This is a genomic window from Vibrio sp. L85 (assembly GCF_963871815.1).
GTDB lineage: Bacteria > Pseudomonadota > Gammaproteobacteria > Enterobacterales > Vibrionaceae > Vibrio > Vibrio harveyi.
The window spans coordinates 83800-107571 of the sequence record NZ_CAWMYL010000108.1 but is presented as its reverse complement, the minus strand read 5'-3'; the positions used below and the strand labels follow the sequence as shown (position 1 = coordinate 107571).

24 protein-coding genes are annotated in these 23772 nt (G+C 44.9%); 14 read left to right on the top strand and 10 right to left on the bottom strand.

The features are described from left to right. Positions 1-53 precede the first annotated feature (53 nt). The 4 genes from csdA to AACR11_RS10490 form a co-directional block, all read right to left on the bottom strand. On the bottom strand, positions 54-1265 hold the full coding sequence (gene csdA, locus AACR11_RS10505) for a cysteine desulfurase CsdA (protein ID WP_005450928.1): 1212 nt from the start codon (positions 1263-1265) through the stop codon (positions 54-56). Continuing rightward, positions 1265-1864, bottom strand: coding sequence for a DJ-1 family glyoxalase III (locus tag AACR11_RS10500; protein ID WP_005450930.1), 600 nt, complete (start codon positions 1862-1864; stop codon positions 1265-1267). Before AACR11_RS10500 ends, csdA begins: the two co-directional genes overlap by 1 nt. Then, a complete protein-coding gene (panE, locus tag AACR11_RS10495) occupies positions 1861-2751 on the bottom strand; it encodes a 2-dehydropantoate 2-reductase (RefSeq protein ID WP_029790420.1) in 891 nt (296 codons plus the stop codon). Before panE ends, AACR11_RS10500 begins: the two co-directional genes overlap by 4 nt. A 107-nt stretch (positions 2752-2858) precedes the next feature. Beyond that, the gene (locus tag AACR11_RS10490; RefSeq protein ID WP_015297182.1) at positions 2859-3659 is read right to left on the bottom strand and encodes a nucleoside-specific channel-forming Tsx family protein; all 801 of its coding nucleotides are present in this window, start codon (positions 3657-3659) and stop codon (positions 2859-2861) included. A gap of 323 nt (positions 3660-3982) precedes the next feature. Here AACR11_RS10490 and AACR11_RS10485 point away from each other — a divergent pair, with 323 nt between their 5' ends. Genes AACR11_RS10485 through AACR11_RS10470 form a run of 4 tightly spaced genes read left to right on the top strand, consistent with a single transcriptional unit; the run spans position 3983 to position 7202 of the window. After that, the gene (locus AACR11_RS10485) at positions 3983-4579 is read left to right on the top strand and encodes an LON peptidase substrate-binding domain-containing protein (RefSeq protein WP_005450933.1); all 597 of its coding nucleotides are present in this window, start codon (positions 3983-3985) and stop codon (positions 4577-4579) included. Further along, positions 4576-5913 (top strand): DUF4397 domain-containing protein, encoded by a 1338-nt coding sequence (locus AACR11_RS10480; RefSeq protein ID WP_029790421.1) that lies wholly within the window; start codon positions 4576-4578, stop codon positions 5911-5913. The genes AACR11_RS10485 and AACR11_RS10480 overlap by 4 nt, the downstream gene beginning before the upstream one ends. Before the next feature lie 45 nt (positions 5914-5958). Then, entirely contained in the window at positions 5959-6543 is a 585-nt protein-coding gene (locus AACR11_RS10475) for an RNA polymerase sigma factor (RefSeq protein WP_005450938.1), read from the top strand. Then, entirely contained in the window at positions 6540-7202 is a 663-nt protein-coding gene (locus AACR11_RS10470; RefSeq protein ID WP_029790422.1) for a ChrR family anti-sigma-E factor, read from the top strand. Before AACR11_RS10475 ends, AACR11_RS10470 begins: the two co-directional genes overlap by 4 nt. Before the next feature lie 58 nt (positions 7203-7260). Here the strand turns inward: AACR11_RS10470 and AACR11_RS10465 are convergent, their stop codons facing one another. The 4 genes from AACR11_RS10465 to AACR11_RS10450 form a co-directional block, all read right to left on the bottom strand. After that, positions 7261-8613, bottom strand: coding sequence for an AmpG family muropeptide MFS transporter (locus tag AACR11_RS10465; protein WP_009698664.1), 1353 nt, complete (start codon positions 8611-8613; stop codon positions 7261-7263). Positions 8614-8684: 71 nt separating this feature from the next. After that, entirely contained in the window at positions 8685-9230 is a 546-nt protein-coding gene (locus AACR11_RS10460; RefSeq protein WP_005450945.1) for a peptidylprolyl isomerase, read from the bottom strand. After that, positions 9230-9799: a YajG family lipoprotein gene (locus tag AACR11_RS10455; RefSeq protein WP_047512771.1), complete on the bottom strand. Its 570-nt coding sequence runs from the start codon at positions 9797-9799 to the stop codon at positions 9230-9232. The genes AACR11_RS10460 and AACR11_RS10455 overlap by 1 nt, the downstream gene beginning before the upstream one ends. Before the next feature lie 39 nt (positions 9800-9838). Continuing rightward, positions 9839-10996, bottom strand: coding sequence for a methyltransferase (locus AACR11_RS10450; RefSeq protein WP_029790424.1), 1158 nt, complete (start codon positions 10994-10996; stop codon positions 9839-9841). Between the two features lie 205 nt (positions 10997-11201). On the opposite strand from AACR11_RS10450, the gene bolA reads away from it, so the two are divergent. From bolA to nqrM, 9 genes are all read left to right on the top strand, one after another. Beyond that, entirely contained in the window at positions 11202-11510 is a 309-nt protein-coding gene (gene bolA / locus AACR11_RS10445; RefSeq protein ID WP_005436644.1) for a transcriptional regulator BolA, read from the top strand. Between the two features lie 471 nt (positions 11511-11981). Further along, positions 11982-13322, top strand: a complete 1341-nt coding sequence (locus AACR11_RS10440; protein WP_029790425.1) for a Na(+)-translocating NADH-quinone reductase subunit A — start codon at positions 11982-11984, stop codon at positions 13320-13322. Between the two features lie 3 nt (positions 13323-13325). Then, on the top strand, positions 13326-14567 hold the full coding sequence (locus AACR11_RS10435; RefSeq protein ID WP_005427308.1) for an NADH:ubiquinone reductase (Na(+)-transporting) subunit B: 1242 nt from the start codon (positions 13326-13328) through the stop codon (positions 14565-14567). Continuing rightward, positions 14557-15342, top strand: a complete 786-nt coding sequence (locus AACR11_RS10430) for a Na(+)-translocating NADH-quinone reductase subunit C (protein WP_005450952.1) — start codon at positions 14557-14559, stop codon at positions 15340-15342. Before AACR11_RS10435 ends, AACR11_RS10430 begins: the two co-directional genes overlap by 11 nt. Further along, the gene (locus AACR11_RS10425) at positions 15342-15974 is read left to right on the top strand and encodes an NADH:ubiquinone reductase (Na(+)-transporting) subunit D (RefSeq protein WP_005450954.1); all 633 of its coding nucleotides are present in this window, start codon (positions 15342-15344) and stop codon (positions 15972-15974) included. The genes AACR11_RS10430 and AACR11_RS10425 overlap by 1 nt, the downstream gene beginning before the upstream one ends. Before the next feature lie 7 nt (positions 15975-15981). Beyond that, positions 15982-16578: an NADH:ubiquinone reductase (Na(+)-transporting) subunit E gene (nqrE, locus tag AACR11_RS10420; RefSeq protein ID WP_005436652.1), complete on the top strand. Its 597-nt coding sequence runs from the start codon at positions 15982-15984 to the stop codon at positions 16576-16578. A gap of 33 nt (positions 16579-16611) precedes the next feature. Further along, entirely contained in the window at positions 16612-17835 is a 1224-nt protein-coding gene (gene nqrF / locus AACR11_RS10415) for an NADH:ubiquinone reductase (Na(+)-transporting) subunit F (protein ID WP_005450955.1), read from the top strand. Between the two features lie 155 nt (positions 17836-17990). Continuing rightward, a complete protein-coding gene (locus AACR11_RS10410) occupies positions 17991-18995 on the top strand; it encodes an FAD:protein FMN transferase (RefSeq protein ID WP_005450956.1) in 1005 nt (334 codons plus the stop codon). Between the two features lie 22 nt (positions 18996-19017). After that, positions 19018-19251, top strand: a complete 234-nt coding sequence (nqrM, locus tag AACR11_RS10405) for a (Na+)-NQR maturation NqrM (RefSeq protein WP_005436655.1) — start codon at positions 19018-19020, stop codon at positions 19249-19251. A gap of 105 nt (positions 19252-19356) precedes the next feature. On the opposite strand, the gene AACR11_RS10400 is transcribed toward nqrM, so the two are convergent. Continuing rightward, the gene (locus AACR11_RS10400) at positions 19357-20571 is read right to left on the bottom strand and encodes a diguanylate cyclase (protein ID WP_029790426.1); all 1215 of its coding nucleotides are present in this window, start codon (positions 20569-20571) and stop codon (positions 19357-19359) included. A gap of 177 nt (positions 20572-20748) precedes the next feature. Between AACR11_RS10400 and dinB the strand changes: the two genes are divergently transcribed. Further along, entirely contained in the window at positions 20749-21813 is a 1065-nt protein-coding gene (gene dinB, locus AACR11_RS10395) for a DNA polymerase IV (RefSeq protein ID WP_029790427.1), read from the top strand. Here the strand turns inward: dinB and AACR11_RS10390 are convergent. After that, positions 21810-23735: a RecQ family ATP-dependent DNA helicase gene (locus AACR11_RS10390; protein WP_009698657.1), complete on the bottom strand. Its 1926-nt coding sequence runs from the start codon at positions 23733-23735 to the stop codon at positions 21810-21812. The genes dinB and AACR11_RS10390 overlap by 4 nt on opposite strands. Positions 23736-23772 lie beyond the last annotated feature (37 nt).

The window sequence follows — 23772 nt, the reverse complement described above, 5'->3', positions numbered from 1 at the left end:
AGAAAAGGGTTGAAGCCAAGTGGTTTCAACCCTTTTTCTATGTATCTTGATTGTTAAAGCATATCGACCGCTTTCTCGACTGCTGCAATCAGCTTTTCAACATCTTCTAACGTATTGTAGATACCAAAAGAAACGCGCACCGTGCCTTTAACGTTGAGCGCATCCATCAGAGGGTGCGCACAGTGATGCCCGGCACGAACAGCGATACCTTGTTGATCAAGCAGCGTGGCAATGTCTTGGTGGTGAACGCCATCCATCACAAAGGTAAGTACTGAAGCGCTCGGTTGGTAACCGAGGATTTGAATGTCGTCCAACTGGCTTAGTGCTTGGTAAGCTTTGTCCTGCAGAGAATGCAGATGTGCCTCTACTGCGGCTTGGTCGAAGCTTTGGTACCAATCGATGGCTTTCGCTAGAGCAATCGCGCCGGCGACGTTTGGTGTGCCTGCCTCAAACTTACCCGGCAAGGCAGAGAAGGTGGTTTTCTCAAACGAGACTCTTTCGACCATTTTGCCGCCGCCATGCCATGGTGGCATTGCTTCTAAAAGTTCAAGTTTGCCATACAGTACGCCAATCCCAGCGGGTGCATACAGTTTGTGACCGGAGAAGACATAAAAATCAACATCAAGCTCTGCCAAGTTCAACGGTTCATGAACGATACCTTGTGCACCATCAACAACAACAACCGCACCTGCTGCATGTGCCGTTGCGATGATTTTCTCGATAGGTTGACGAGAGCCAGTGACGTTGGTGATTTGTGCACACGCCACGATTTTACAGCGCTCCGACAATAGTGCTTCAAACGCATTGATATCGAATTGGCAATCGGAGGTCATCGGAACTTTAACGATTTTCGCGCCCGTTTGTTCCGCGACAATTTGCCAAGGCACGATGTTCGCGTGGTGTTCCATTTCACTGATCAGGATTTCATCACCTGCTTGGAGTGTGCTGCGAGCATAAGTTTGTGCGATTAGGTTTAGTGCTTCGGTTGCGCCTCTAGTCCAAATGATTTCTTTTGAACTGCTTGTCCCTATGAACTTCGCAACGGTTTCACGAGCCGCTTCAAACTGACTGGTCGCGTTGGCTGTTAAGCTGTGACTGCCACGGTGCACGTTAGCATTTTGTGCACTGTAGTAACGGCTAATCACATCGATCACGCACTGTGGCTTTTGTGTTGTTGCTGCGCTATCAAGGTAAACCAAAGGCGATTGGTTGACGTCTTGATTTAGGGCTGGGAACTGTTCGCGTACAGCGTTTACGTCAAACATTATTCGTCACCGAGTTCGTGATAATGCAGTGTTGGGATAGTGACTAACGGCTCAGCAACCATCCATCCATGTTCTTTACCGGAAAGTTTGATAATGATTTCCATCGCGAACTCAAGTGCAGTTCCTGGTCCCTGACTTGTCAGTAGGTTGTGATTCACATCCATGGTGACACGTTTAGCTCGCCATTTGTCTTCAGGAATATGAGATTGGAAGCTTGGATGACATGTCATCAGGGCTTCAGGGTAAAGGTTGTGATGTTGCAAAACCAAAGCTGGCGCTGCACAAATCGCGGCAACCAGTTTTCCTTCGTACATATGCTGTTTCAGAATCTCAATCATGATGGTGCTATCACGGAAGGTTTCTGCGCCGCCAACACCACCAGACAGAACAATTGCATCAAACTCATCGTCAGCAATATCAACCAATTTACAATCCGCCGTCAGTGTTACACCGCGAGAGGCCTTCATTGTAAGGGCACCATCGAAGTCTGCACTTGCTACCGTCACGTCATAACCAGCACGAACCATCATATCGATAACGGTTACCGCTTCCATTTCCTCTGTGCCCGGAGCGATAGGTACTAAGATCTTTTTGTTCATTGTTCTGTCCAGCTTTGTTCAATCTGTTTGATGTGTTGATAGAGTTTTGCGTTCTCTGGCGTACTAATTTGGTGTTTTTCGGCAGCTTGCAGCAAATAACCAGTAATAAAGTCTATCTCGGTACGACGTTGGTGAAAGACATCTTGTTTCATAGAAGAGTAGTTTGCAGCTGTAGCGTTAACCACCTGCATAATTGTGGCATGTAAAGAGTCAAAATCGATCTTTATCTCTTCTTTGTTCATGACTGCTACCAACTCATAAGTGATGCTTTTTAATGTCACTGCAAACTCAGGAGTAGCAAGATCACCATTTTTGCATTGATGGATGGCTGTCAGGGGGTTGATTGCACAATTGATCGCAAGCTTGGTCCACAGCGCAGCATTGATGTTTGGGTTCCAACTGACTTCTGGTAAAGCGTGGTTCATCACTTGCGCAAGAAATTCGCATTGATTGCCTTTGGTATTAAAAGCACCTAATTGGGTGTGACCGTGACCAGTATGAAGAACCTGTGCTTTGCTTGGTTTATAGGCACCGTGTGTGGTGGTTGCAATCACGATAGGGTTATCAGTGAGCTTTGTTTCCAAAAGTGGTGCTGTTCCCATGCCATTGTGCATTAGCATTACAATGGTATCAGTGTTGATATACGGCAAAAGAGGGGTTATCGCTTCGTCCACTTGCCATGCTTTTACTGTCACAACAATCAGGTCTGCGGCTTGTACAGAAGGAAGGTGTTGATTAGCAAAATTAATTGCAGGAGAGTCATCAAGTTGAAGCAGTTGCTTACTATCTGAGGTTCTTCCCCACAAGGAGACGTTGTGTCCGGCAAGTTGGAATTTGGTCGCCCAGAGTGAGCCAACGGCTCCAGGTCCAAGGATAAGAATATTCACCAAACGCTCTCATTAAAAAGGTTTGCTGCAAGGATAATGAGGGAAAAAAGGAAAGCAAATAAAAATGGCGCCAGAAGGCGCCATTTTTGGGGAACTTATGGGTTCTATTAGAACTTGTAAGTTACAGCTACGTAGTGACCAAAGCCAGTTGACTTAAGTGCGTCAGAGTCTTTGATACCGTAAACGTCTTTGTAGCCTTTTAGACCGTAACCCACTGCGAAGCGGTCAGAGTGCCAGTAGATACCGTTGAACATTGCGCCACCGTTGCTAGCACTTGAGTATTTCTCTTTCATACCAAATTGGTAATCGATGTAACCTTGGTAAGAAATGAAAGAACCGTTCTCGAAGAAGTAGAATGGTTTGAACCAGTTAGTCGAGATTTGGAAACCGTTCCAATCTTTTTGGTTACCTTGGTAAGTACCGTATAGGTTAACACCTACTTTACCAAACCATGGAACCATTACGTCAGAACCGATACCAACTTTTTGGTTGTTTACTGAGAATGGGTTAGTTTTGTAATCAGTACCATCCCACTCAAATAGTGTTGCAACGTAAAGTTCTTGAACTGGACCGAAAGACAAGTCTTTACCAGTTAGACCGTCGATAGACATACGTGGAGCAAACTTCATGAAGATCTTAGGATCGCCAACTTTGTCGCTGCCTTTGTCTGACGCTAGGTTGAATACGTCAACGTAACCGTATAGGTCGAAGATACCAGAGCGACCGCCAAATTCCATTTCTAGGTAGTCGTGTGAAGACTCACCTGGAAGTTCGTCAAATGCACCCATTAGGTTGAATTGCATCCACTTGTAATCGTTCTTGTGGATGTCGCCGTCTGAGTAGTCAGCAGCCATTACAGGAGCTGAAGTAGCCGCTAGAAGGCTAAGAGCTAAAAGTGATTTACGCATAAGGGGACTCTCTATGTTTGTAATGATTCAGAACACGCAATCTTTGCTGCGCTTTCCAATTGGCGGGAATAATAGCGATAAAAATCCCAAATGAAAGTGATAAAGGATGCAAAAATGAAGGTTTTTAGTGAAGCTCGTCACGAAATAAGTTTATTTCACGGAACTTTTTGTTTGTTGCATCGTTTTGCAATAAATATGTGACGCATGTCGTTTGCGTAAACGTTTTTATGACTTTTTAAGCCAGTCGATTAACCAACATAAATCGTTAGTGATCTCTCCAATACACCGTTCGTATGAGTTTGGGAATCAAAGAGGACGATTTAATGAAAGAAGTCATGTTATTCCCTTTAACCTCGGTTGTACTGCCAGAAGGAAAAATGAATTTGCGCATTTTTGAGCCACGGTATCAACGCATGGTGAAAGAATGCAGCGTTCAAAATGTCGGGTTCGGCGTTTGCCTTGTTGGTAGTGGAGAGGATCCAAAAGCAGTAGGGAATGTGTCGTCTATTGGTACTTTGGTCACCATTGTTGATTTCGAAACACTGAGTGATGGGCTTCTTGGTATCACCGTTGTTGGTGAAAAGCGTTTTACTGTCACGCGCGTACGAGCAGATTCAGATGGTCTTCGTCATGCTGAGGTTGAGTGGATTGAAAATTGGTGCGAACCAACGCCCACTCCCAATTTTCTTTATTTGAGCAAGCAGCTCGATCATATATATGAACAGTTTCCTCAGGTGGGCAGGCTCTACCAGCATCGTTTTTATGATGATGCTTCGTGGGTCACCCAACGTTGGCTTGAATTACTGCCGCTCGACAGTGCGTTGTTTGAGAAGCTGGTTGGTGCAAAAGATTGTCTGCCAGCATTGGAATTTCTCAATCAAGCCATAGACGCCCCACCGAAAAGAGAGACTAGGATATGAAAGGACTAACTAAAACCGCAGTAACTTTGGTTGCTGTGCTAGGGATTGCTGCGTGTGGTTCAGACAGCGACTCGATTGAATATTCGAATTTACAAGCGGTACACGCGTCGGCAGATGCCCCTTTAGCAAATGTTTGGATTAACGACCAAGCAGCGTTAACTGGGGTAGATTACGGTGTGGGTTCAGGCTACGTAAAACTGCGCGAGGGTACAAACTCGGTTCAAGTTGACGTACAACTGCCAGGTGGTGAAGTTGCAACCGTGGTTGATAAGACGTCGTTGGATTTAGACTCAGACCTTAAATACACCGCATTTGTTGTTGGTGATGCTGCAATGGGGTCGGCTAATCCAGTGGAGCCATTGATCGTGACAAGAAGCGCAATGTCGATGGCTGATGAAAACAGTTTGGATGTACAAGTTGTGCATGCGGCGGCTGGTGTAGGTGATGTTGACCTGTATGTAACAGCCCCGGGCGCAGACCTTGCTTCTTCTTCGCCTATTACCACTCTTGGGTATAAAGACTCGACAGACGTCCTCAATATTGCTGCAGGTGATTACCAAGTTCGTCTTGTTGCAGGTGGTAACGTTGCTTTTGACTCCGGTACCATACCGCTCCCTGCAAACGCAGATTTGACTATTGCTGCCATTAAAACCGGTGGTACGATCTCGGGCTCACCAGTCAAGCTACTAGTGCTAGATGGTATGGGGTCGTCTATTATTTTAAATACAGGCAGTAAATCTGAGTTGAGAGTAGGGCATCTTGTCGATGGTGCACCAAATGTGGACGTCGCGCTGGATGGCAATGTCGTACTTAACGACGTGATGTTTAAAGATATCTCTAATTACCTTTCGGTTGATGCAGGTACCTACAATGCAACAGTTGATGCGGGGCTAGCTGACCCTATTATCGATGCTGATGTAACTTTGGATAGTGGCATGTCTTACAGTGTTTACGCTGTGGGTACAGCGGTACCACTTGCGGTAGAGCCTCTTGTGGTATCGGACAACAGAAGATCGATTGCGACAAGCGCGGTACTGAATGTCACTCACGCAGCAGCAAATCCAGCAGCCGCAAGTGTGGATGTTTATCTAACACCGTCGCAAGATATTTCTCAAAGTGATCCAGCATTAGCTAACTTTGCGTATAAACATAGTGCTCAAAATGTTTACGTCACTGCTGGCGATTACTTTGTAACCGTAACAGCGCCAGGTGATAAAACTCCGGTCATTGGTCCTGCGCCTTTGCCTACACTAGAAAATGGCATGGTATATCAGGCGATTGCAATTGATGACAATGGTGGTTTTGGTCTGCTTGTTGGTGACATTACCAAGTAACATAGGATGGGAGGGGGCAACTCCTCCCAACAATTAAGGCTGATTATGATGAGTGAAAGCCCACAAAAATTGGGGCGAAGCGAATGGAATGAATACATGAATAAAGTGAAAGCGCGTGATAAAGACGCTTTTGCTTTCGTATTTCGTTTCTATGCACCAAAGCTTAAGCAGTTCGCCTACAAACATGTCGGTAACGAGCAAGTTGCGATGGAGATGGTGCAAGAAACCATGGCAACGGTATGGCAAAAGGCTCATTTATACGATGGTACCAAGAGTGCTTTGTCGACATGGATTTACACCATTATCCGTAACCTTTGTTTTGATTTACTAAGAAAGCAAAAGGGTAAGGACCTACACATCCATTCTGACGACATTTGGCCATCAGATTATTATCCGCCTGATTTGGTGGACCATTATTCGCCAGAGCAAGACATGCTCAAAGATCAGGTGGTGAAGTTTTTAGACATCCTGCCGAAGAATCAAAGAGACGTTTTGCAGGCAGTATACCTCGAAGAGTTGCCACACCAACAAGTCGCTGAGTTGTTCGACATACCTTTGGGGACCGTGAAATCACGATTGAGACTCGCGGTAGAGAAGTTGAGGCATTCAATGCATACGGAGCAATTATGAACAAACATCCAGATAACAACTTGTTAGAAGCTTACGCTTCCGGAAGTATTGATGCAGTTTCTGGTCTGGTGGTTGCCACACATCTAGAAAACTGTTCCAAATGCCGAGCGTATGTAAATCAGTTAGAAGCTGCACAGGCGAATGCTGTCGTTGATGACATTTCACCAGAATACGATGCAGAGTTCGACAGTATGTTTAACGACATTATTACGGCAGAGCCCAAACCAGATAGCATTATTATTAAAGATGTAGCGAAGGTGGCGGTTGCGGGTAAAGATTTCAAGCTTCCGAAAACGCTCAGTCGCTTTTCAGATTTAGTGGGGGAGTGGAAGAGTTACGGTGGAAAAGTGTATAGCGCTCAATTGGATTTAGGGGAAGATGCGCGCGTTAACCTTATGTATATAAGCGAAGATGTTCGTATTCCACAGCACACGCACAAAGGACAAGAATCGACACTTGTACTCCATGGTGGATTCAGTGATGAAGATGGTCACTACGAAGTGGGAGATATGCTGGTAAGAGATGCGTCAGTAAAACATAGCCCTTTTACTAAGCCCGGTGAAGACTGCTTATGTTTGACAGTACTGACCGAGCCAATGATATTCACACAGGGTGTCGCGAGAATCTTCAATCTGTTTGGTAAAGGCATGTATCCATAAGCTAGGAACTCGAACAAAAAGCCACCTTATCTCGGTGGCTTTCTTCATCATCTTTTCTTTAATTTCTTTGTCTTGCCTTTTCCAGCAACTCAGTAAAGTAGTGTCGCAATGAATAGAGCATGATCAAGCTTGGCACAACCATTACGGCAGTAATAACGAAGAATGTGGTCCAATCATTCAGATAATCGACCAGTTCGCCACTGAATGACGCCAATGTTGTTCGCCCAAAGTTACCTAGCGACGCCAACAATGCGTATTGAGTCGCTGAGAAAGCTTGACCGGTCAATATCGTCAAGAATGATACAAACGCCACTGTCGAGAATGCCGTCGTGAAGTTATCAACAATGATCGTCGCCAAGAACAAGTGTTCATTTGGTCCGACTTTCGCGATCCAAGCAAACATCAGGTTGCTTGCTGCCATTGCAATACCACCAATCATCAAGCCACGTACAATACCAAACTTAACGTTGAACATACTGCCGACAAAGGTGAACAACATGGTCGCACCCCAGCCAATGAGTTTCGAGTAGTAACCGATTTGCTCGTTGCTAAAACCTATCTCTTTATAGAAAGCGATGGACATACGACCTAAGAATGCTTCCCCAATCTTGAATAGGAAAACAAACAATAAAAGCGTGATGGCAACACGAACACCATTTCGATTGAAGAAATCTAAGAAAGGTTCTACAACGGTAACGGTAAACCAAGCGACTAATTTAGAACCAACTACTTCTTTATGGCGCTGCTCTGCTTCCGACTGAAGTTGTTCACGCTGTGTTTTCGGTTCACCTACCAGCAAAGTGAAGAGCATCAAAATGATGACAATAAAAGCCATGCCGTAATACACGCCATTCCAACCGACACTGTCTGCATTGATGAATGCCAAATAACCAGGTAAAGAGTAGCCAGTCCACCAACCAATTACTGCCATTGCGGAGGCTTGCGGTAATTTCGAATCTTCTGATTTTGGAAAGCTATCAATACGGAATGCATCAATCGCAATGTCTTGTGTTGCTGACGCGGTGGCAATACACAGTGCGAGCAGTGAGGTGAAAACTAGGTTTTCCGCTGGGTTTACACCTGCAATAAATAGAGTCGCGACCAGCACGACACTTTGGCATAGAAAGATCCAGCTACGACGCTGCCCTAGCAAGCGATGTAATACAGGCAGCTTGACGCGATCGACCAAAGGAGCCCACATAAAGTTGATTGCGTACACCGCAAATACACTGCCGAAGTAGCCAATAGCAGACAGAGTGAGGCCTGCATCTTTCAGCCAACCCGACATATTTGAACCAATAAGTACCCATGGGAAGCCACTGGAGCAACCCAACATGAAAACCCAAAGCAGGCGTTTATCAAGGTAACTTTTTACCGTTTCCAACCAAGTGATGGAAGGCAATGAAGACATAAATCAATCCGTTAAAATTGAGCCACTAAAAGAGAAAGCCCTTCGAATATTCAAAGGGCTTATGAGTTTGGCTATTTGAGCAGTGTTGCTTTGGTGATGACGATTTGCGTATCAGGGACATCGCGCATGCGACCGACAGATTTGGTTGGCTGTTGTGCCATCTTTTGAATGACGTCAAAGCCTTCAGTGACTTCGCCAAACACAGCGTAACCCGGTGGGCGAGCGCCATAGTTCAAGAAGTCGTTATCTACTAGGTTAATGAAAAACTGGCGAGTAGCAGAGTCTGGAGCGTTGGTACGAGCCATCGCGATGGTAGCACGGTCATTGTTTAAACCATTGTTACCTTCGTTTTTAATTGGTGCGTATGTCTTCACCATTTGCATATCTTGGTTGAAGCCGCCGCCTTGTGCCATAAAGCCAGGGATCACTCGATGGAAAATGGTGCCCTCGTAGCTACCGTCTTCGACATATTTAAGGAAATTAGCGACAGTAATTGGCGCTTTTTCCTCATTTAACTCAACGGTGAAGTTACCCAGTGTTGTTTCAAACGCAACTTTCGGACCGGCGAAAACACTGCAGCTCAATAGCGCGAGAGAAAGAATAACTTTGCGTAGCATTAGAATCGCTCCTGCATGTATTGACGAAGCTCAGGGTCATTCGCGATTTCTTTCAATGTTAAAGCAACAACATCATTTAATGTTTGCTCAATATCTGCATCTGAAGCGCTTAATGTTCCCGAACGTTTAGCTGTACCAGTATAGGTCTTAACAAGCTTGCCTTGCGGAGTTTCCGCCGTGATCTCTAGTACCACTTTTGCATCCATTTGATTTTCCATCACTGAATGCTTCACGTTCACCAACGCTTCTTGAACTTGCAGCTCAATCGAATTGTCGCTGTTTAGATCAGAGTGGAAGCCCTGAGAAGAGAACTGCTTCTCTAGCGCCTCTTCAAGAGAAATGCGTAGGTTTTGCTTTGCATGAAGAGGCAAAATGTTTGAACGACCGTTGTCAACAAGTGCAACGTATTGTGCTGCACGTACATCTTTACTGGTTAGGCTATAGCTCTTACCTTGTACGATAGGGTTTGTGCTTAATGTCGTTTCAGGCATCAGATTCAGTTGAGGTTGTTGTGGCGCTGAACATGCAGCAAGCAAAGCAACCGAAGCCGCGAGTACCAGTTTTTTCATCTTATTATTCCTTTTAAACATTTTGCTAAAGTAAGGACTTTATTGCTTTGCGCCTAATTTAGCAGGATTTTTCGTTGCCTGTAAAATCACGAACTTATTGTTAGAAGCGACTAATTTCACATTTTTGTCGCCAAATAGACGTTTTAGCTTCGCATCGTAACCAAGGTGACGGTTTCCTATGACCAATAGTTTGCCATCTTGGTTCAGTATTTGTTTGGCATCGCAGAACATTTGCCATGCAATGTGATCAGTAATCGCTTGCTGCTGGTGGAAAGGCGGGTTACACATCACCATACAAGTACTGCTTGATTTAAATCCATCCAAACAGTTGTTGGCAATGCACTGAATATCACGCTCTTCTCCTAAATTCGCCAATAAGTTTTGTTTCGCAGACTCGACAGCCATAAAGCTCTCATCGACACAAGTCAGGCGTGCTTGGGGATTCAATTGCCCCATCTTTACGGATAGAACACCATTACCACAACCAAGATCGATGACATGTTTTAGCTCCGAATCTTGAGGGAGGTGTTGAAGCATAAAGCGTGCCCCCAAATCCAGGCTTTCACCAGAGTAAACATTTGGCAGGTTTTTGAGTTCGATGTTTTCGCCGTCAACTCCCCATACTGTCATTGGGTCTACTTCCATAACAGGTTGCGCATTTGCGTGTGAGAAGACTAGACGGTGTTTTTTCCATGCTAGAGAGGTTTTTGTCTCGCCTAAGTATTTTTCGAATAATTTCAGTGTCGAAGTATGGATCTCTTTCGCTTTATTGACCGCAATAATAGGGCAGGTCGCGGGCAACGTTTTACGCAATTGACTCAACAGCCAAACAAGATGTCGGTTGCTTTTAGGTAGCTGTAACAAAACCAAGTCTGCATTCGCAGGAATCTCATCCATGGTGGTGAGAAATGCGACCTTGTTGCCACCATTTTGCTCTAGGTTTTGTTGTGCTCCCTTGTGGGAGATAAAAGAATCACTGACTAAAGTGACATTGTGTTTGTCTGAAAACCAGCAAGCCAACGCACCAAAGTTATCGTTAATAACCACGATATTTTGATTGTCAGGCAGTGCAAGTTCTTCCACGTGATTGATGAGGTATTCATCACCTGCGTCCCATGCTTGAAGAGTCTCATTAGAGCGCATTGGGAAACGATGTAGGGTCAGGCTACGATCATGAAGATTCAATTCGGTTTTCATAACTAAACGTAAGTAGATTCGGAAATTAGCGATTATTGTCGCAAATGATGAAGATTCAAGATACAAAAAGCTGTCAAATTTACTGATTTTCACAGGCTTTTAGCGAACTACCTGGCGTTGAAGAACTCGCAGCGGGGCGTTTCGTTGATTTCATTTAGTAAACTAGAGTATATACTTACCGAATTGGCATCAATGAGGACTGAATATGATCCAAGAAATCATAGAAAAGAAACTGCACAGTGAGCTGCAACCTAATTATTTGAAAGTGATCAATGAGAGCTATATGCATAACGTTCCGCCGGGTTCTGAAAGTCACTTCAAAGTGATTGTGGTGAGTGATGCATTTGCGGGTCAGCGCCTTATTGGACGTCACCGTCAGGTACATACTGTATTGGCTGATGAGCTCGATAATCACATTCATGCATTAGCGATCCACACTTACACCAACGAAGAGTGGAAGCTTGAACAAGATGGGGCACCAGATAGTCCTATGTGTATGGGTGGCGGTCGCTAGAGCGCGATTAAAACACTGATTTAAAAAGATGGTTTCGGCCATCTTTTTTTGTTTTACATCTTTTCGGGACAAAAATGTGGCACAAATAAAGGTTATAAAAAGTGTTAACAGTGTTTCAACAAATGAATGAAAATTAATGCATGTTTCAAAGCATGAATGTTTTTATTCCATATCAAATATATGGGAATTGGCATTTGTGCGTTCGGTCAAACTTATGACTATTCTTTAACCTTTTAGACCTTGTTCTACCGAAATAAACCCTCCTTTCCTAAGATTGGTCATGGCATCAAGTTCCTAAAAAATGCTAGACTACGGCACCTGATAAATCTCGCCTAATATTTGTGACGAGATAATTAATAGGATGTTGCGATTTTGATGTTTTAAACAACATCAAAACCGGACACTGATGTCGTGTCTAAAAGTTACGCAATCAAAAGAATCTTTTTCCCGATAAAAGTAGTGCAAGTGCGTATGATTACAATAAAGAAGGGCTTGGATCTTCCTATCGCAGGAGCTCCATCCCAGGTGATTAATGATGGTAAGACCATCAAAAAAGTCGCCTTGCTTGGCGAAGAGTACGTTGGCATGCGTCCTACCATGCATGTCCGCGTTGGCGATGAAGTGAAAAAAGCGCAAGTTCTTTTTGAAGACAAAAAGAACCCTGGCGTGAAGTTCACTGCTCCAGCAGCCGGTAAAGTGATCGAAATTAACCGTGGCGCTAAGCGTGTACTTCAATCAGTAGTGATTGAAGTAGCAGGCGAAGAGCAGGTTACATTTGATAAGTTCGAAGCAGTTCAACTAGCAGGTCTAGATCGCGAAGTGATCAAGACTCAATTGGTTGAATCTGGTCTTTGGACCGCTTTACGTACTCGTCCGTTTAGCAAGGTTCCAGCAATCGAGTCTGCTACTAAGGCTATTTTCGTAACTGCAATGGATACTAATCCACTAGCAGCACAGCCTGAGTTGATCATCAATGAACAACAAGAAGCATTCGTTGCCGGTCTAGACATTCTTTCAGCCCTGACAGAAGGCAAGGTTTACGTATGTAAGTCTGGCACTAGCTTGCCACGCTCTTCTCAGTCAAACGTAGAAGAACACGTCTTCGATGGCCCTCACCCAGCAGGTCTTGCTGGCACCCACATGCATTTCCTATACCCAGTGAATGCAGAAAATGTGGCATGGAGCATCAACTACCAAGACGTTATCGCGTTCGGTCAGCTTTTCCTAACGGGTGAGCTTTACACTGATCGTGTTGTGTCTCTAGCTGGTCCTGTTGTGAACAACCCACGTCTTCTTCGTACAGTTGTTGGTGCTTCTCTTGAAGACCTAACTGACAGCGAGTTGATGCCTGGTGAAGTTCGTGTGATTTCAGGCTCGGTACTTTCTGGTACTCAAGCGTCTGGTCCACATGCCTACCTAGGTCGTTACCACCAACAAGTTTCTGTGTTACGCGAAGGTCGTGACAAAGAACTGTTTGGCTGGGCTGTACCTGGTAAAAACAAGTTCTCAATCACGAAATCTTTCCTTGGTCACATCTTCAAAGGTCAGTTGTTCAACATGACAACAACGACTAACGGTAGTGACCGTGCAATGGTTCCAATCGGCAACTACGAGCGCGTAATGCCGCTTGATATGGAACCGACACTGCTACTTCGTGATCTATGTGCAGGCGATACTGATAGTGCTCAAGCACTTGGTGCGCTTGAACTGGATGAAGAAGATCTAGCATTGTGTACCTTTGTATGTCCTGGTAAATACGAGTACGGTCTGTTACTTCGTGAATGCCTAGATACCATCGTGAAGGAAGGGTAATCCATGCTTAAGAAATTCATTGAGGATATCGAGCATCATTTTGAACCAGGCGGTAAGCACGAAAAGTGGTTTGCACTGTACGAAGCAGCAGCAACACTATTCTACACGCCAGGTCTAGTAACAAAACGTAGCTCGCACGTTCGTGATAGCGTTGACTTAAAACGTATCATGATCATGGTTTGGTTCGCAGTATTCCCAGCAATGTTCTGGGGTATGTACAATGCGGGTGGCCAAGCTATCGCAGCACTTAACCACATGTACGCTGGTGACCAACTAGCGACAGTTATCGCAGGTAACTGGCACTACTGGCTAACAGAAATGCTTGGTGGCACCATCGGTGCGGAAGCTGGCGTTGGCAGTAAGATGCTACTAGGTGCGACTTACTTCCTACCAATCTACGCAACAGTATTTATTGTTGGTGGTTTCTGGGAAGTGCTTTTCTGTATGGTGCGTAAGCACGAAGTTAACGAAGGTTTCTTTGTAACTTCTATCCTGTTCGCACTTATCGTTCCACCAACGCTACCTTTATGGCAAGCGGCACTAGGTATCACATTTGGTGTTGTTGTTGCTAAAGAGATCTTCGGTGGTACAGGTCGTAACTTCCTGAACCCTGCTCTTGCAGGTCGTGCTTTCCTATTCTTCGCTTACCCAGCGCAAATCTCGGGTGACGTAGTATGGACTGCGGCTGACGGCTTCTCTGGTGCAACTGCTCTTAGCCAATGGGCTCACGGCGGTAGCGGCGCATTGATCAACAACATCACTGGCGCTCCTATCACTTGGATGGATGCATTCATCGGTAACATCCCAGGCTCAATTGGTGAAGTATCAACGCTTGCTCTAATGATCGGTGCAGCGATGATCGTTTACATGCGAATCGCTTCATGGCGCATCATCGCAGGTGTAATGATCGGTATGATCGCAGTATCGACACTATTCAACGTGATCGGTTCTGACACCAACCCAATGTTCAACATGCCATGGCACTGGCACCTAGTTCTAGGTGGTTTTGCATTCGGTATGTTCTTCATGGCAACTGACCCAGTATCAGCTTCATTTACTAACGGTGGTAAATGGTGGTACGGCATCCTAATCGGTGCAATGTGTGTGATGATCCGTGTAGTTAACCCGGCTTACCCAGAGGGTATGATGCTGGCGATTCTATTCGCGAACCTGTTCGCACCTCTGTTCGACCATGTAGTTATCGAGAAGAACATCAAGCGGAGACTAGCACGCTATGGCAAGTAATAACGACAGCATTAAAAAGACGCTGGGTGTTGTTGTCGGGTTGAGCCTTGTTTGTTCAATCATCGTATCAACAGCAGCAGTGGGTCTGCGTGACCAGCAAAAAGCTAACGCTGTACTAGATAAGCAATCTAAGATCATCGAAGTTGCGGGTATCGACGCTGAAGGTAAGAAAGTTCCTGAGCTATTTGCTGAGTACATCGAACCTCGTCTAGTTGACTTCAAAACTGGTGATTTTGTAGAGAAAGCTGAAGACGGCTCTACAGCAGCTAACTACGACCAACGTAAAGCAGCTAAAGATCCTGCTGAGTCTATCAAGCTAACGGCTGATGAAGACAAAGCTAAGATCCTACGTCGTGCTAACACAGGTATCGTTTACCTAGTGAAAAGTGGTGATGACATTTCTAAAGTTATCATCCCAGTTCACGGTAACGGTCTATGGTCTATGATGTACGCATTCGTTGCGGTTGAAACTGACGGTAACACTGTGTCTGGTATTACTTACTACGAGCAAGGTGAAACTCCTGGACTTGGTGGTGAAGTAGAAAACCCAGCATGGCGTGCTCAATTCGTTGGTAAGAAACTATTCGACGAGAACCACAAACCAGCAATCAAGATTGTTAAAGGTGGTGCTCCAGAAGGTTCTGAACACGGCGTTGATGGCCTATCTGGTGCGACACTAACTGGTAACGGTGTTCAAGGTACATTTGACTTCTGGTTAGGTGACATGGGCTTTGGTCCTTTCCTAGCAAAAGTTCGTGACGGAGGTCTGAACTAATGTCTAGCGCACAAAACATTAAAAAGAGCATTATGGCGCCGGTGTTGGACAACAACCCGATCGCGCTGCAGGTTCTTGGTGTATGTTCTGCTCTTGCAGTAACAACTAAACTAGAAACAGCATTTGTAATGACACTAGCGGTAACTTTCGTAACTGCATTGTCTAACTTCTCTGTTTCTCTGATCCGTAACCACATTCCTAACAGTGTGCGTATCATCGTTCAGATGGCAATCATCGCATCGCTAGTAATCGTGGTAGACCAAGTGCTTAAAGCTTACCTATACGATATCTCTAAACAGCTATCTGTATTCGTAGGTCTTATCATCACGAACTGTATCGTAATGGGTCGTGCTGAAGCATTCGCAATGAAATCTGCGCCAATCCCATCGCTAATTGATGGTATCGGTAACGGTCTAGGTTACGGCTTCGTTCTTATCACTGTAGGTTTCTTCCGTGAACTATTCGGTTCAGGCAAGCTATTCGGCATGGAAGTTCTACCTCTAGTGAGCAACGGTGGTTGGTACCAGCCAAACGGTCTGATGCTACTAGCACCATCTGCATTCTTCCTAATCGGCTTCCTAATCTGGGTAATCCGTATTCTGAAACCAGAACAAGTAGAAGCGAAGGAGTAAGGGCGTCATGGAACATTACATCAGTCTGCTAGTTAAATCGATTTTCATCGAAAACATGGCACTGTCTTTCTTCCTAGGTATGTGTACTTTCCTTGCCGTATCTAAGAAAGTTAAGACCTCTTTCGGTCTAGGTGTTGCAGTAGTGGTAGTACTAACTATCGCGGTGCCTGTGAACAACCTAGTTTACAACCTAGTTCTGAAAGAGAACGCGTTAGTTGAGGGCGTAGACCTTAGCTTCCTAAACTTCATCACCTTCATCGGTGTAATCGCAGCACTTGTACAGATCCTAGAGATGGTTCTTGACCGTTTCTTCCCACCTTTGTACAACGCGCTAGGCATCTTCCTACCGCTGATCACAGTAAACTGTGCGATCTTCGGTGGTGTATCTTTCATGGTACAACGTGACTACAACTTTGCTGAATCTGTTGTTTACGGTTTCGGTTCTGGTGTGGGCTGGATGCTAGCGATCGTCGCTCTTGCAGGTATCCGTGAGAAGATGAAGTACTCAGATGTACCTCCAGGTCTACGTGGTCTAGGCATCACGTTTATCACTGTAGGTCTTATGGCGTTAGGCTTTATGTCTTTCTCTGGTGTTCAACTGTAAGTCGGGTAAACCGCAACAATTAAGGAATAGTCAATGGACATTATTCTTGGTGTAGTGATGTTTACTCTGATCGTACTTGCGCTAGTACTAGTGATTCTTTTCGCTAAGTCTAAGCTTGTACCAACAGGTGACATTACAATTTCTGTGAACGATGACCCTTCACTGGCGATCGTTACACAACCAGGTGGTAAGCTACTATCTGCGTTAGCTGGTGCTGGCGTATTCGTATCTTCTGCTTGTGGTGGCGGTGGCTCTTGTGGTCAGTGTCGCGTAAAAGTTAAATCAGGTGGTGGTGACATCCTACCTACCGAGCTTGACCATATTACTAAAGGTGAAGCACGTGAAGGTGAGCGTCTAGCGTGTCAGGTTGCAATGAAAACTGACATGGACATCGAGCTTCCTGAAGAGATCTTCGGCGTTAAGAAGTGGGAATGTACAGTTATCTCTAACGATAACAAAGCGACATTCATCAAAGAGCTTAAGCTACAAATTCCAGATGGCGAATCAGTACCTTTCCGTGCTGGTGGTTACATCCAGATTGAAGCACCAGCTCACCACGTTAAGTACGCTGACTTCGATGTACCTGAAGAGTACCGTGAAGATTGGGACAAATTTAACTTGTTCCGTTACGAGTCTAAGGTAAACGAAGATACGATCCGTGCTTACTCAATGGCTAACTACCCAGAAGAAGAAGGTATTATTATGCTGAACGTGCGTATCGCTACGCCGCCGCCTAATAATCCTGATGTACCACCTGGTATCATGTCATCGTTCATCTGGTCTCTAAAAGAAGGCGACAAGTGTACGATTTCAGGTCCGTTCGGTGAGTTCTTCGCGAAAGACACTGATGCTGAAATGGTATTCGTTGGTGGTGGTGCAGGTATGGCTCCAATGCGTTCTCATATCTTCGACCAGCTAAAACGTCTGCACTCTAAGCGTAAGATGTCATTCTGGTACGGTGCACGTTCTAAGCGTGAAATGTTCTACGTAGAAGACTTCGATGGCCTAGCGGCTGAGAACGATAACTTCGTATGGCACTGTGCACTGTCTGACCCTATGCCAGAAGATAACTGGGATGGTTACACTGGCTTCATTCACAATGTTCTTTACGAGAACTACCTACGTGATCATGAAGCGCCAGAAGACTGTGAATACTACATGTGTGGTCCACCTATGATGAACGCTGCTGTAATCGGCATGCTAAAAGATCTAGGTGTAGAGGATGAGAACATCCTTCTAGATGACTTCGGTGGTTAATCCTCCCAAGTGATTGAATCTATGGCTAGCTCTATAAGGGCTAGCCATTATTTTTTGTAACAAACAAAATGATATTCAACAGTTGATATAGGAAATCGGTTTATCTCAAGAGAACCCATTTTCCATATCAATTTAACGATAATAGGAGTAAACAAGTGAAAAAGTGGCTTGTTGCATTCGCTTCTCTATTGGTTTTGGCTGGCTGTGAGCAGCCTGCGGATCAAATTCATTTAAGTGGTCCAACGATGGGGACTACTTACAACATTAAATACATCGAGCAAGATGGTTTACCTTCACCAGAAGCGCTTCAGACTGAAATCGATCGATTGCTAGAAGAAGTGAACGATCAAATGTCGACTTACCGTGAAGATTCAGAGCTTAGCCGTTTTAATCAACATAAAACTAGCGAGCCATTTGAAGTATCGCCACAAACAGCAACGGTAGTGAAAGAAGCGATTCGCTTGAACGGTCTTACTCTAGGTGCATTAGACGTAACCGTAGGTCCACTAGTGAACCTATGGGGCTTTGGTCCAGAAGCGCGCCCGGATGTGGTTCCAACAGATGAAGAGCTAGAAGCTCGTAAAGCGAATACTGGTATCCATCACCTTTCTGTTGAAGGTAACAAGCTGTCGAAAGATATTCCAAACTTGTACGTTGACTTATCGACGATTGCCAAAGGTTGGGGTGTGGATGTTGTGGCAGATTACCTGCAATCAGAAGGCATTCATAACTACATGGTGGAAGTTGGCGGTGAAATGCGTTTGAAAGGCATAAACCGTGAAGGTGTGCCATGGCGTATTGCGATTGAAAAACCAACCGTTGATGAGCGTTCAATTCAAGAGATTATTGAACCAGGTGACATGGCAATTGCAACAAGCGGTGACTATCGTAATTACTTTGAGAGCAATGGTGTGCGATACTCTCATATCATTAACCCGCATACGGGCAAACCAATCCATCATAAGGTGGTGTCTGTAACGGTACTGGATAAATCGTCGATGACAGCTGATGGTCTTGCAACTGGTCTTATGGTGCTAGGTGAAGACAAAGGCATGGAAATCGCAAATGAGAATAATATTCCTGTTTTCATGATTGTGAAAACGGATGATGGTTTTAAAGAGCTGGCTTCGGAAGCATACAAGCCGTTCATGAAGAAATAACAACAGAAGTGAGCATGTCCTTATGAGTACATTTCTAATTACTTTTGCTGTCTTTGTTGCGGTAATTGCAGCGATGGCAGTTGGTTACATCTTCCAAAAGAAGGTCGTGAAAGGCAGCTGTGGCGGTCTGGGTGCGGTTGGTATTGAGAAAGTATGTAACTGCCCAGAACCATGTGATGCACGTAAGAAGCGTGAAGCACGTGAAGCAGCCCGCGCTGAGAAGCTTGCTGCATGGGAAAAAGATCGCATTGCTTAATATGCGATAATAAGAATGATAAAACCCAGCGAATGGCTGGGTTTTGTTTTTTCGGCTTTGGTTTCTGTTTGAATATTGAATTAGGTTGGTGACATTAAGTGCCGTCTACTGAGATACGGTTTGATTCCGCCCGTTTCCTTTCGCTTGATACAAACGGTCATCCGCGACTTTAATTTGCTGATCTAAATTGCCCTTGATGTTTGAAACACCGACGCTGATGGTTACTTGAATCTGGTTATCTTGATAAGGAATCGGAGTTTTCTCTACGCGTTGACGCATTTGCTCTAAACGTGTCACAAAGTCGTCGTAGCTGCCGTAGGCTTGGATGCAAAACTCTTCGCCCCCGAATCGTGCAATCACATCATCAGGAAAATAGATTTTTAATATATTGGCGACCATAACAAGTGCAGCATCGCCACCATCATGACCATAGTTATCATTCACTTTCTTAAAGAAATCGATATCTAGCATAGCAATATTGCGTTGCTCATCGTTGTCACATGTTTGCCCAAATAAAAAGCGACGGTTCCATAAGCCAGTGAGTGAATCTTGGTTCGCCATTCTAAATAAATCTGTTGTGGCTTCTTTCATATCCAAGATTTGATGGACCCGACAAAAGAACTCTTCTTGATTAAAAGGCTTGTACAGAAAGTCGTTTGCTCCCGCTTTTAGAAAGCGCGCTGTCATTGAGTGGTCATCACTTCCAGAGATCCCAAGGATCGCCAATTGGTTTTTATCGAGCTTTTGGCGAAGCTCTCGGATCATAGTGATGCCATCTTTGATTGGCATATCATGGTCGGTCAGAACCAAGGTAATATCTGGATTTTGTTCAATAACTTCGATTGCTTGTTGACCATTCTCGGCTTGCAATGTCTGGATGTATTGATGCTCAAGTAATTGTACGACATGGCGGCGAACCGTCATTGAGTCATCAACAACCAGACATTTGTGTTGCTGGTTGTTGGTCAGGCGTTTAATCAGAGGAAGAAGGTAAGAAACGGAGGCCATGCTGTCTTTTAAGATGTAATCGAGTACGCCTTTTGCCAGCATCTTTTCACGAGCATCATCTTGCAACATCGCCGTAAGCACGATGACTTTTTGTTGGTGAGAAAGGACTAAATCGATGATCTCACCGTCCTGCGCATCCGGTAAGCAGTAATCTAAAACTGCACAGAGAAGCTCAGGCTGAGACGTTAAAATAGATTGTGCTTCCGCATAGCTTTCGGCAGCAAGTACTTCATAACCCGCCTGATTTAAGATTTGTTGTAAGTAGTTATTAAAGGCGCGACTGTCTTCGACGACCAGTATTTTATTACTCAAAAAGTTTCCCTACTTTCGTATATAAATCAACTTTAGTGTTATAGAAGTCAATAATAATGAAATGTCACTTTAATGCCATGAAAAATTGTTGCTACCTGACTCCAGATAACACTATTTCCAATACGTGTATTTACAGCTATACTGTTTTTTTAAACAGTGTTTATTTGTGTGCGGAACGTGATTGAGCGAGTCAGAAAAATAATTCACGTTGATATGGATTGCTTTTATGCAGCGGTCGAGATGCGTGACAACCCCAGTTATCGTGGTATTGCGCTTGCCGTTGGCGGTCATGAGAAACAACGCGGCGTGATCAGCACCTGTAACTATGAAGCGCGTAAATTCGGTGTGCGCAGTGCGATGCCAACAGCCAGAGCGCTTCAACTTTGCCCCCATTTGCTCGTCGTCCCGGGACGAATGCACGTATACAAACAAGTGTCCCAACAGATCCGTACCATTTTCGAGCGATACACGCCACTTATCGAGCCACTATCACTTGATGAGGCGTATCTTGATGTGACTGACTCGACTGCTTGTCGGGGTTCTGCAACCTTAATCGCAGAATCGATCCGCAATGATATCTGGAATGAGCTTGGACTTACTGCATCGGCAGGTATTGCACCGATTAAGTTTCTTGCCAAAGTGGCTTCAGACATGAATAAACCCAATGGACAATTTGTTATTCCGCCAGAAAAGGTTCAAGAAGTCGTAGACAAACTGCCGTTAGAAAAGATTCCAGGAGTTGGTAAAGTGAGCTTGGAGAAGCTACATCAAGCGGGCTTTTACCTATGTGAGGATATCAAAAACAGCGACTATCGTGAGCTGCTACGTCAATTTGGACGCCAAGGTGCTTCGCTTTGGAAACGTAGTCATGGCATCGACGATCGTGAAGTGGTGGTTGAGCGTGAACGTAAGTCGGTTGGGGTCGAGCGCACCTTTAGCGAAAACATTGTGACTTACGATGAATGCTGGCAGGTGATTGAAGACAAGCTCTACCCTGAACTAGAGAAACGTTTGGAAAAAGCCAGTCCAGATAAGTCTATTATCAAACAGGGTATTAAACTCAAATTTGCCGATTTTCAACTCACGACAATTGAGCACATCCACCCTCAGTTAGAGCTCGATGACTTTAAAGAACTGTTAAGAGATATACTCAAGCGCCAAAATGGTCGAGAGATACGCTTATTAGGCTTAAGTGTGATGCTCAAGCCTGAGCAACAAGCGCGTCAATTGAGTTTCTTCTAAGCTCGCGCTAATTCAACCTGCTTTAGTACTTGTTCAAAAGAAACATTTGCCATTGACCCATAACCGCGTAACTTGCTCGCTTTCAGTTGCGTGATAATTGGTGTGCTAATTCCACATAAGAAGCGTGCGACAGCTGCATTGCTAATCGCCGTTGGTGAAAGCTGGACAAATTCATCAACCCAAGTGGATAGGTGTGCCAATTCAGGTTGTGTTTGTTGTGGTTGAGGAAAAGATGCGACTTGTCCACGACACACTGAACAGTGACCACATTGAGTTGGAGCATCGTGATCGGCAAAGTACTGCGCCAGTTGGTGACTTAAACAGTCTGACGATTGGAACAGACTCAACATAGTATGAATTCGTTCAATGTCCTTGTGTTCTTTGGATTGGAACAACTCAATTAAATGCTGAGAGATAGCTTCTTGGCTTTGAGTGGCAGGGAGAACCGAGTACACATCCGTAAGCTGTTTGCTTTCTAATTCAATCCAGCCATTTTGGTGGAAGTAATCTAGCGCCGCAACTACACGGCTGCGCTCAGACTGATAGTTCATCCATAATGCTTCTAAATCCACTTGGCACCATACTTTGGCTTTGGTTGAACAAGCAAAAATGGCTTCAACAAACTGACGTCTCTCGCCTTGGAACTGATTGAGGATGAAACTTTGTTCTTGTAAAAACTTGAAGCGATATTCTGCGAAATAACTGTATTTGGCTTCAATTACTTTTGCCAGCTCTAGGTAAACTAATAAGGTTTTTAGCGGAAGTTGGCGAATGTTGCTGTCGCGAGACAATCGCAATGCCATCACCTCCCACTGCGGAGTGTTCTCGCGAATTTGCTCCAGTACATAATTGATTGAGCTTGGCTCTGGCGTGTCACCGTAAACAAAGTTCTCTAATACCGTTAAGCCGGAGGTATTGCCCAAAAGAATACACTCCGAACGCTGTCCATCACGTCCGGCGCGCCCAATTTCTTGTGCGTAGTTTTCGATAGATTTTGGTAAATCGAAGTGAATAACACGGCGAATATCAGATTTATCTACCCCCATCCCAAATGCGATTGTTGCGACAATGCAGTCGATTTGCGAGTCCATAAACTGTTGTTGAATTTTTTCACGAATGTCGCTCTTCATACCCGCATGATAAGCGTGAGCATTGATGCCTAAACGGATAAGAGAGCTGGCAACTTGCTCAGCGGTCTGTTGCTGAGTGACATACACGATGCTCGGTAGTTTAGGTGTTGCAGCAATGATGTCATTCAGTTGCGTTTGCTTATTTTCTTCGTCGCAAGGCACCACAGAAATATCGAGATTAGGACGATAGAAGCCAGTAACCGTAATGTTCTCACCAGCGATATTAAACTTGTTTTGCATGTCCTCGATAACCGCTGGCGTTGCCGTTGCGGTTAGCAAGAGCGTTTGAGGGATATTCAGTTCACGTTGGTATTGTGGCAGTTTAAGGTAGTCAGGACGGAAGTTATGACCCCATTCCGAGATACAGTGTGCTTCATCGACCACCATCAAAGAGAGCGGAATCTGACGAATGAATTCACGAAAACGCTCGTTCTTGAGCCGCTCTACCGAAATCATCAAAATCTTAATCTGCCCATTCTTCACGCCAGCCATAACTTGCTGCGCTTCTTCTCGGCTTTGGCTACTGTCGATAGATGCCGCAGCTATGCCTTTACTTTGCAGGAAACCGAGCTGATCTTTCATCAGAGCAAGAAGTGGTGAAATCACCAGTGTTAGGTGTGGTAACTGGGTTGCAGGAAGTTGGTAGCAAAGTGATTTCCCCGAACCAGTCGGAAAGATGGCTGCTGCCGAGTGTCCGTTCATCACTGCTTCAATCACCGGCTGTTGACCGGGTCTTAATGAGTCAAATCCGAACACAGATTGAAGCGTTTGCTGAAGCGAGGCACTTTGCATAATAGGGAAACCTTGGTTTGATGATAAACTGGGTTAC

Bases quoted from the DNA above. Each gene is read 5' to 3' on its own strand.
- AACR11_RS10480 (WP_029790421.1), top strand. From the start codon at position 4,576: ATGAAAGGACTAACTAAAACCGCAGTAACTTTGGTTGCTGTGCTAGGG.
- nqrE (WP_005436652.1), top strand. From the start codon at position 15,982: ATGGAACATTACATCAGTCTGCTAGTTAAATCGATTTTCATCGAAAAC.
- AACR11_RS10430 (WP_005450952.1), top strand. From the start codon at position 14,557: ATGGCAAGTAATAACGACAGCATTAAAAAGACGCTGGGTGTTGTTGTC.
- AACR11_RS10500 (WP_005450930.1), bottom strand. From the start codon at position 1,864: ATGAACAAAAAGATCTTAGTACCTATCGCTCCGGGCACAGAGGAAATG.
- AACR11_RS10450 (WP_029790424.1), bottom strand. From the start codon at position 10,996: ATGAAAACCGAATTGAATCTTCATGATCGTAGCCTGACCCTACATCGT.
- csdA (WP_005450928.1), bottom strand. From the start codon at position 1,265: ATGTTTGACGTAAACGCTGTACGCGAACAGTTCCCAGCCCTAAATCAA.
- bolA (WP_005436644.1), top strand. From the start codon at position 11,202: ATGATCCAAGAAATCATAGAAAAGAAACTGCACAGTGAGCTGCAACCT.
- AACR11_RS10440 (WP_029790425.1), top strand. From the start codon at position 11,982: ATGATTACAATAAAGAAGGGCTTGGATCTTCCTATCGCAGGAGCTCCA.
- AACR11_RS10490 (WP_015297182.1), bottom strand. From the start codon at position 3,659: ATGCGTAAATCACTTTTAGCTCTTAGCCTTCTAGCGGCTACTTCAGCT.
- nqrF (WP_005450955.1), top strand. From the start codon at position 16,612: ATGGACATTATTCTTGGTGTAGTGATGTTTACTCTGATCGTACTTGCG.
- AACR11_RS10465 (WP_009698664.1), bottom strand. From the start codon at position 8,613: ATGTCTTCATTGCCTTCCATCACTTGGTTGGAAACGGTAAAAAGTTAC.
- nqrM (WP_005436655.1), top strand. From the start codon at position 19,018: ATGAGTACATTTCTAATTACTTTTGCTGTCTTTGTTGCGGTAATTGCA.
- AACR11_RS10475 (WP_005450938.1), top strand. From the start codon at position 5,959: ATGATGAGTGAAAGCCCACAAAAATTGGGGCGAAGCGAATGGAATGAA.
- AACR11_RS10455 (WP_047512771.1), bottom strand. From the start codon at position 9,799: ATGAAAAAACTGGTACTCGCGGCTTCGGTTGCTTTGCTTGCTGCATGT.
- AACR11_RS10435 (WP_005427308.1), top strand. From the start codon at position 13,326: ATGCTTAAGAAATTCATTGAGGATATCGAGCATCATTTTGAACCAGGC.
- AACR11_RS10425 (WP_005450954.1), top strand. From the start codon at position 15,342: ATGTCTAGCGCACAAAACATTAAAAAGAGCATTATGGCGCCGGTGTTG.
- AACR11_RS10460 (WP_005450945.1), bottom strand. From the start codon at position 9,230: ATGCTACGCAAAGTTATTCTTTCTCTCGCGCTATTGAGCTGCAGTGTT.
- AACR11_RS10390 (WP_009698657.1), bottom strand. From the start codon at position 23,735: ATGCAAAGTGCCTCGCTTCAGCAAACGCTTCAATCTGTGTTCGGATTT.
- AACR11_RS10470 (WP_029790422.1), top strand. From the start codon at position 6,540: ATGAACAAACATCCAGATAACAACTTGTTAGAAGCTTACGCTTCCGGA.
- AACR11_RS10485 (WP_005450933.1), top strand. From the start codon at position 3,983: ATGAAAGAAGTCATGTTATTCCCTTTAACCTCGGTTGTACTGCCAGAA.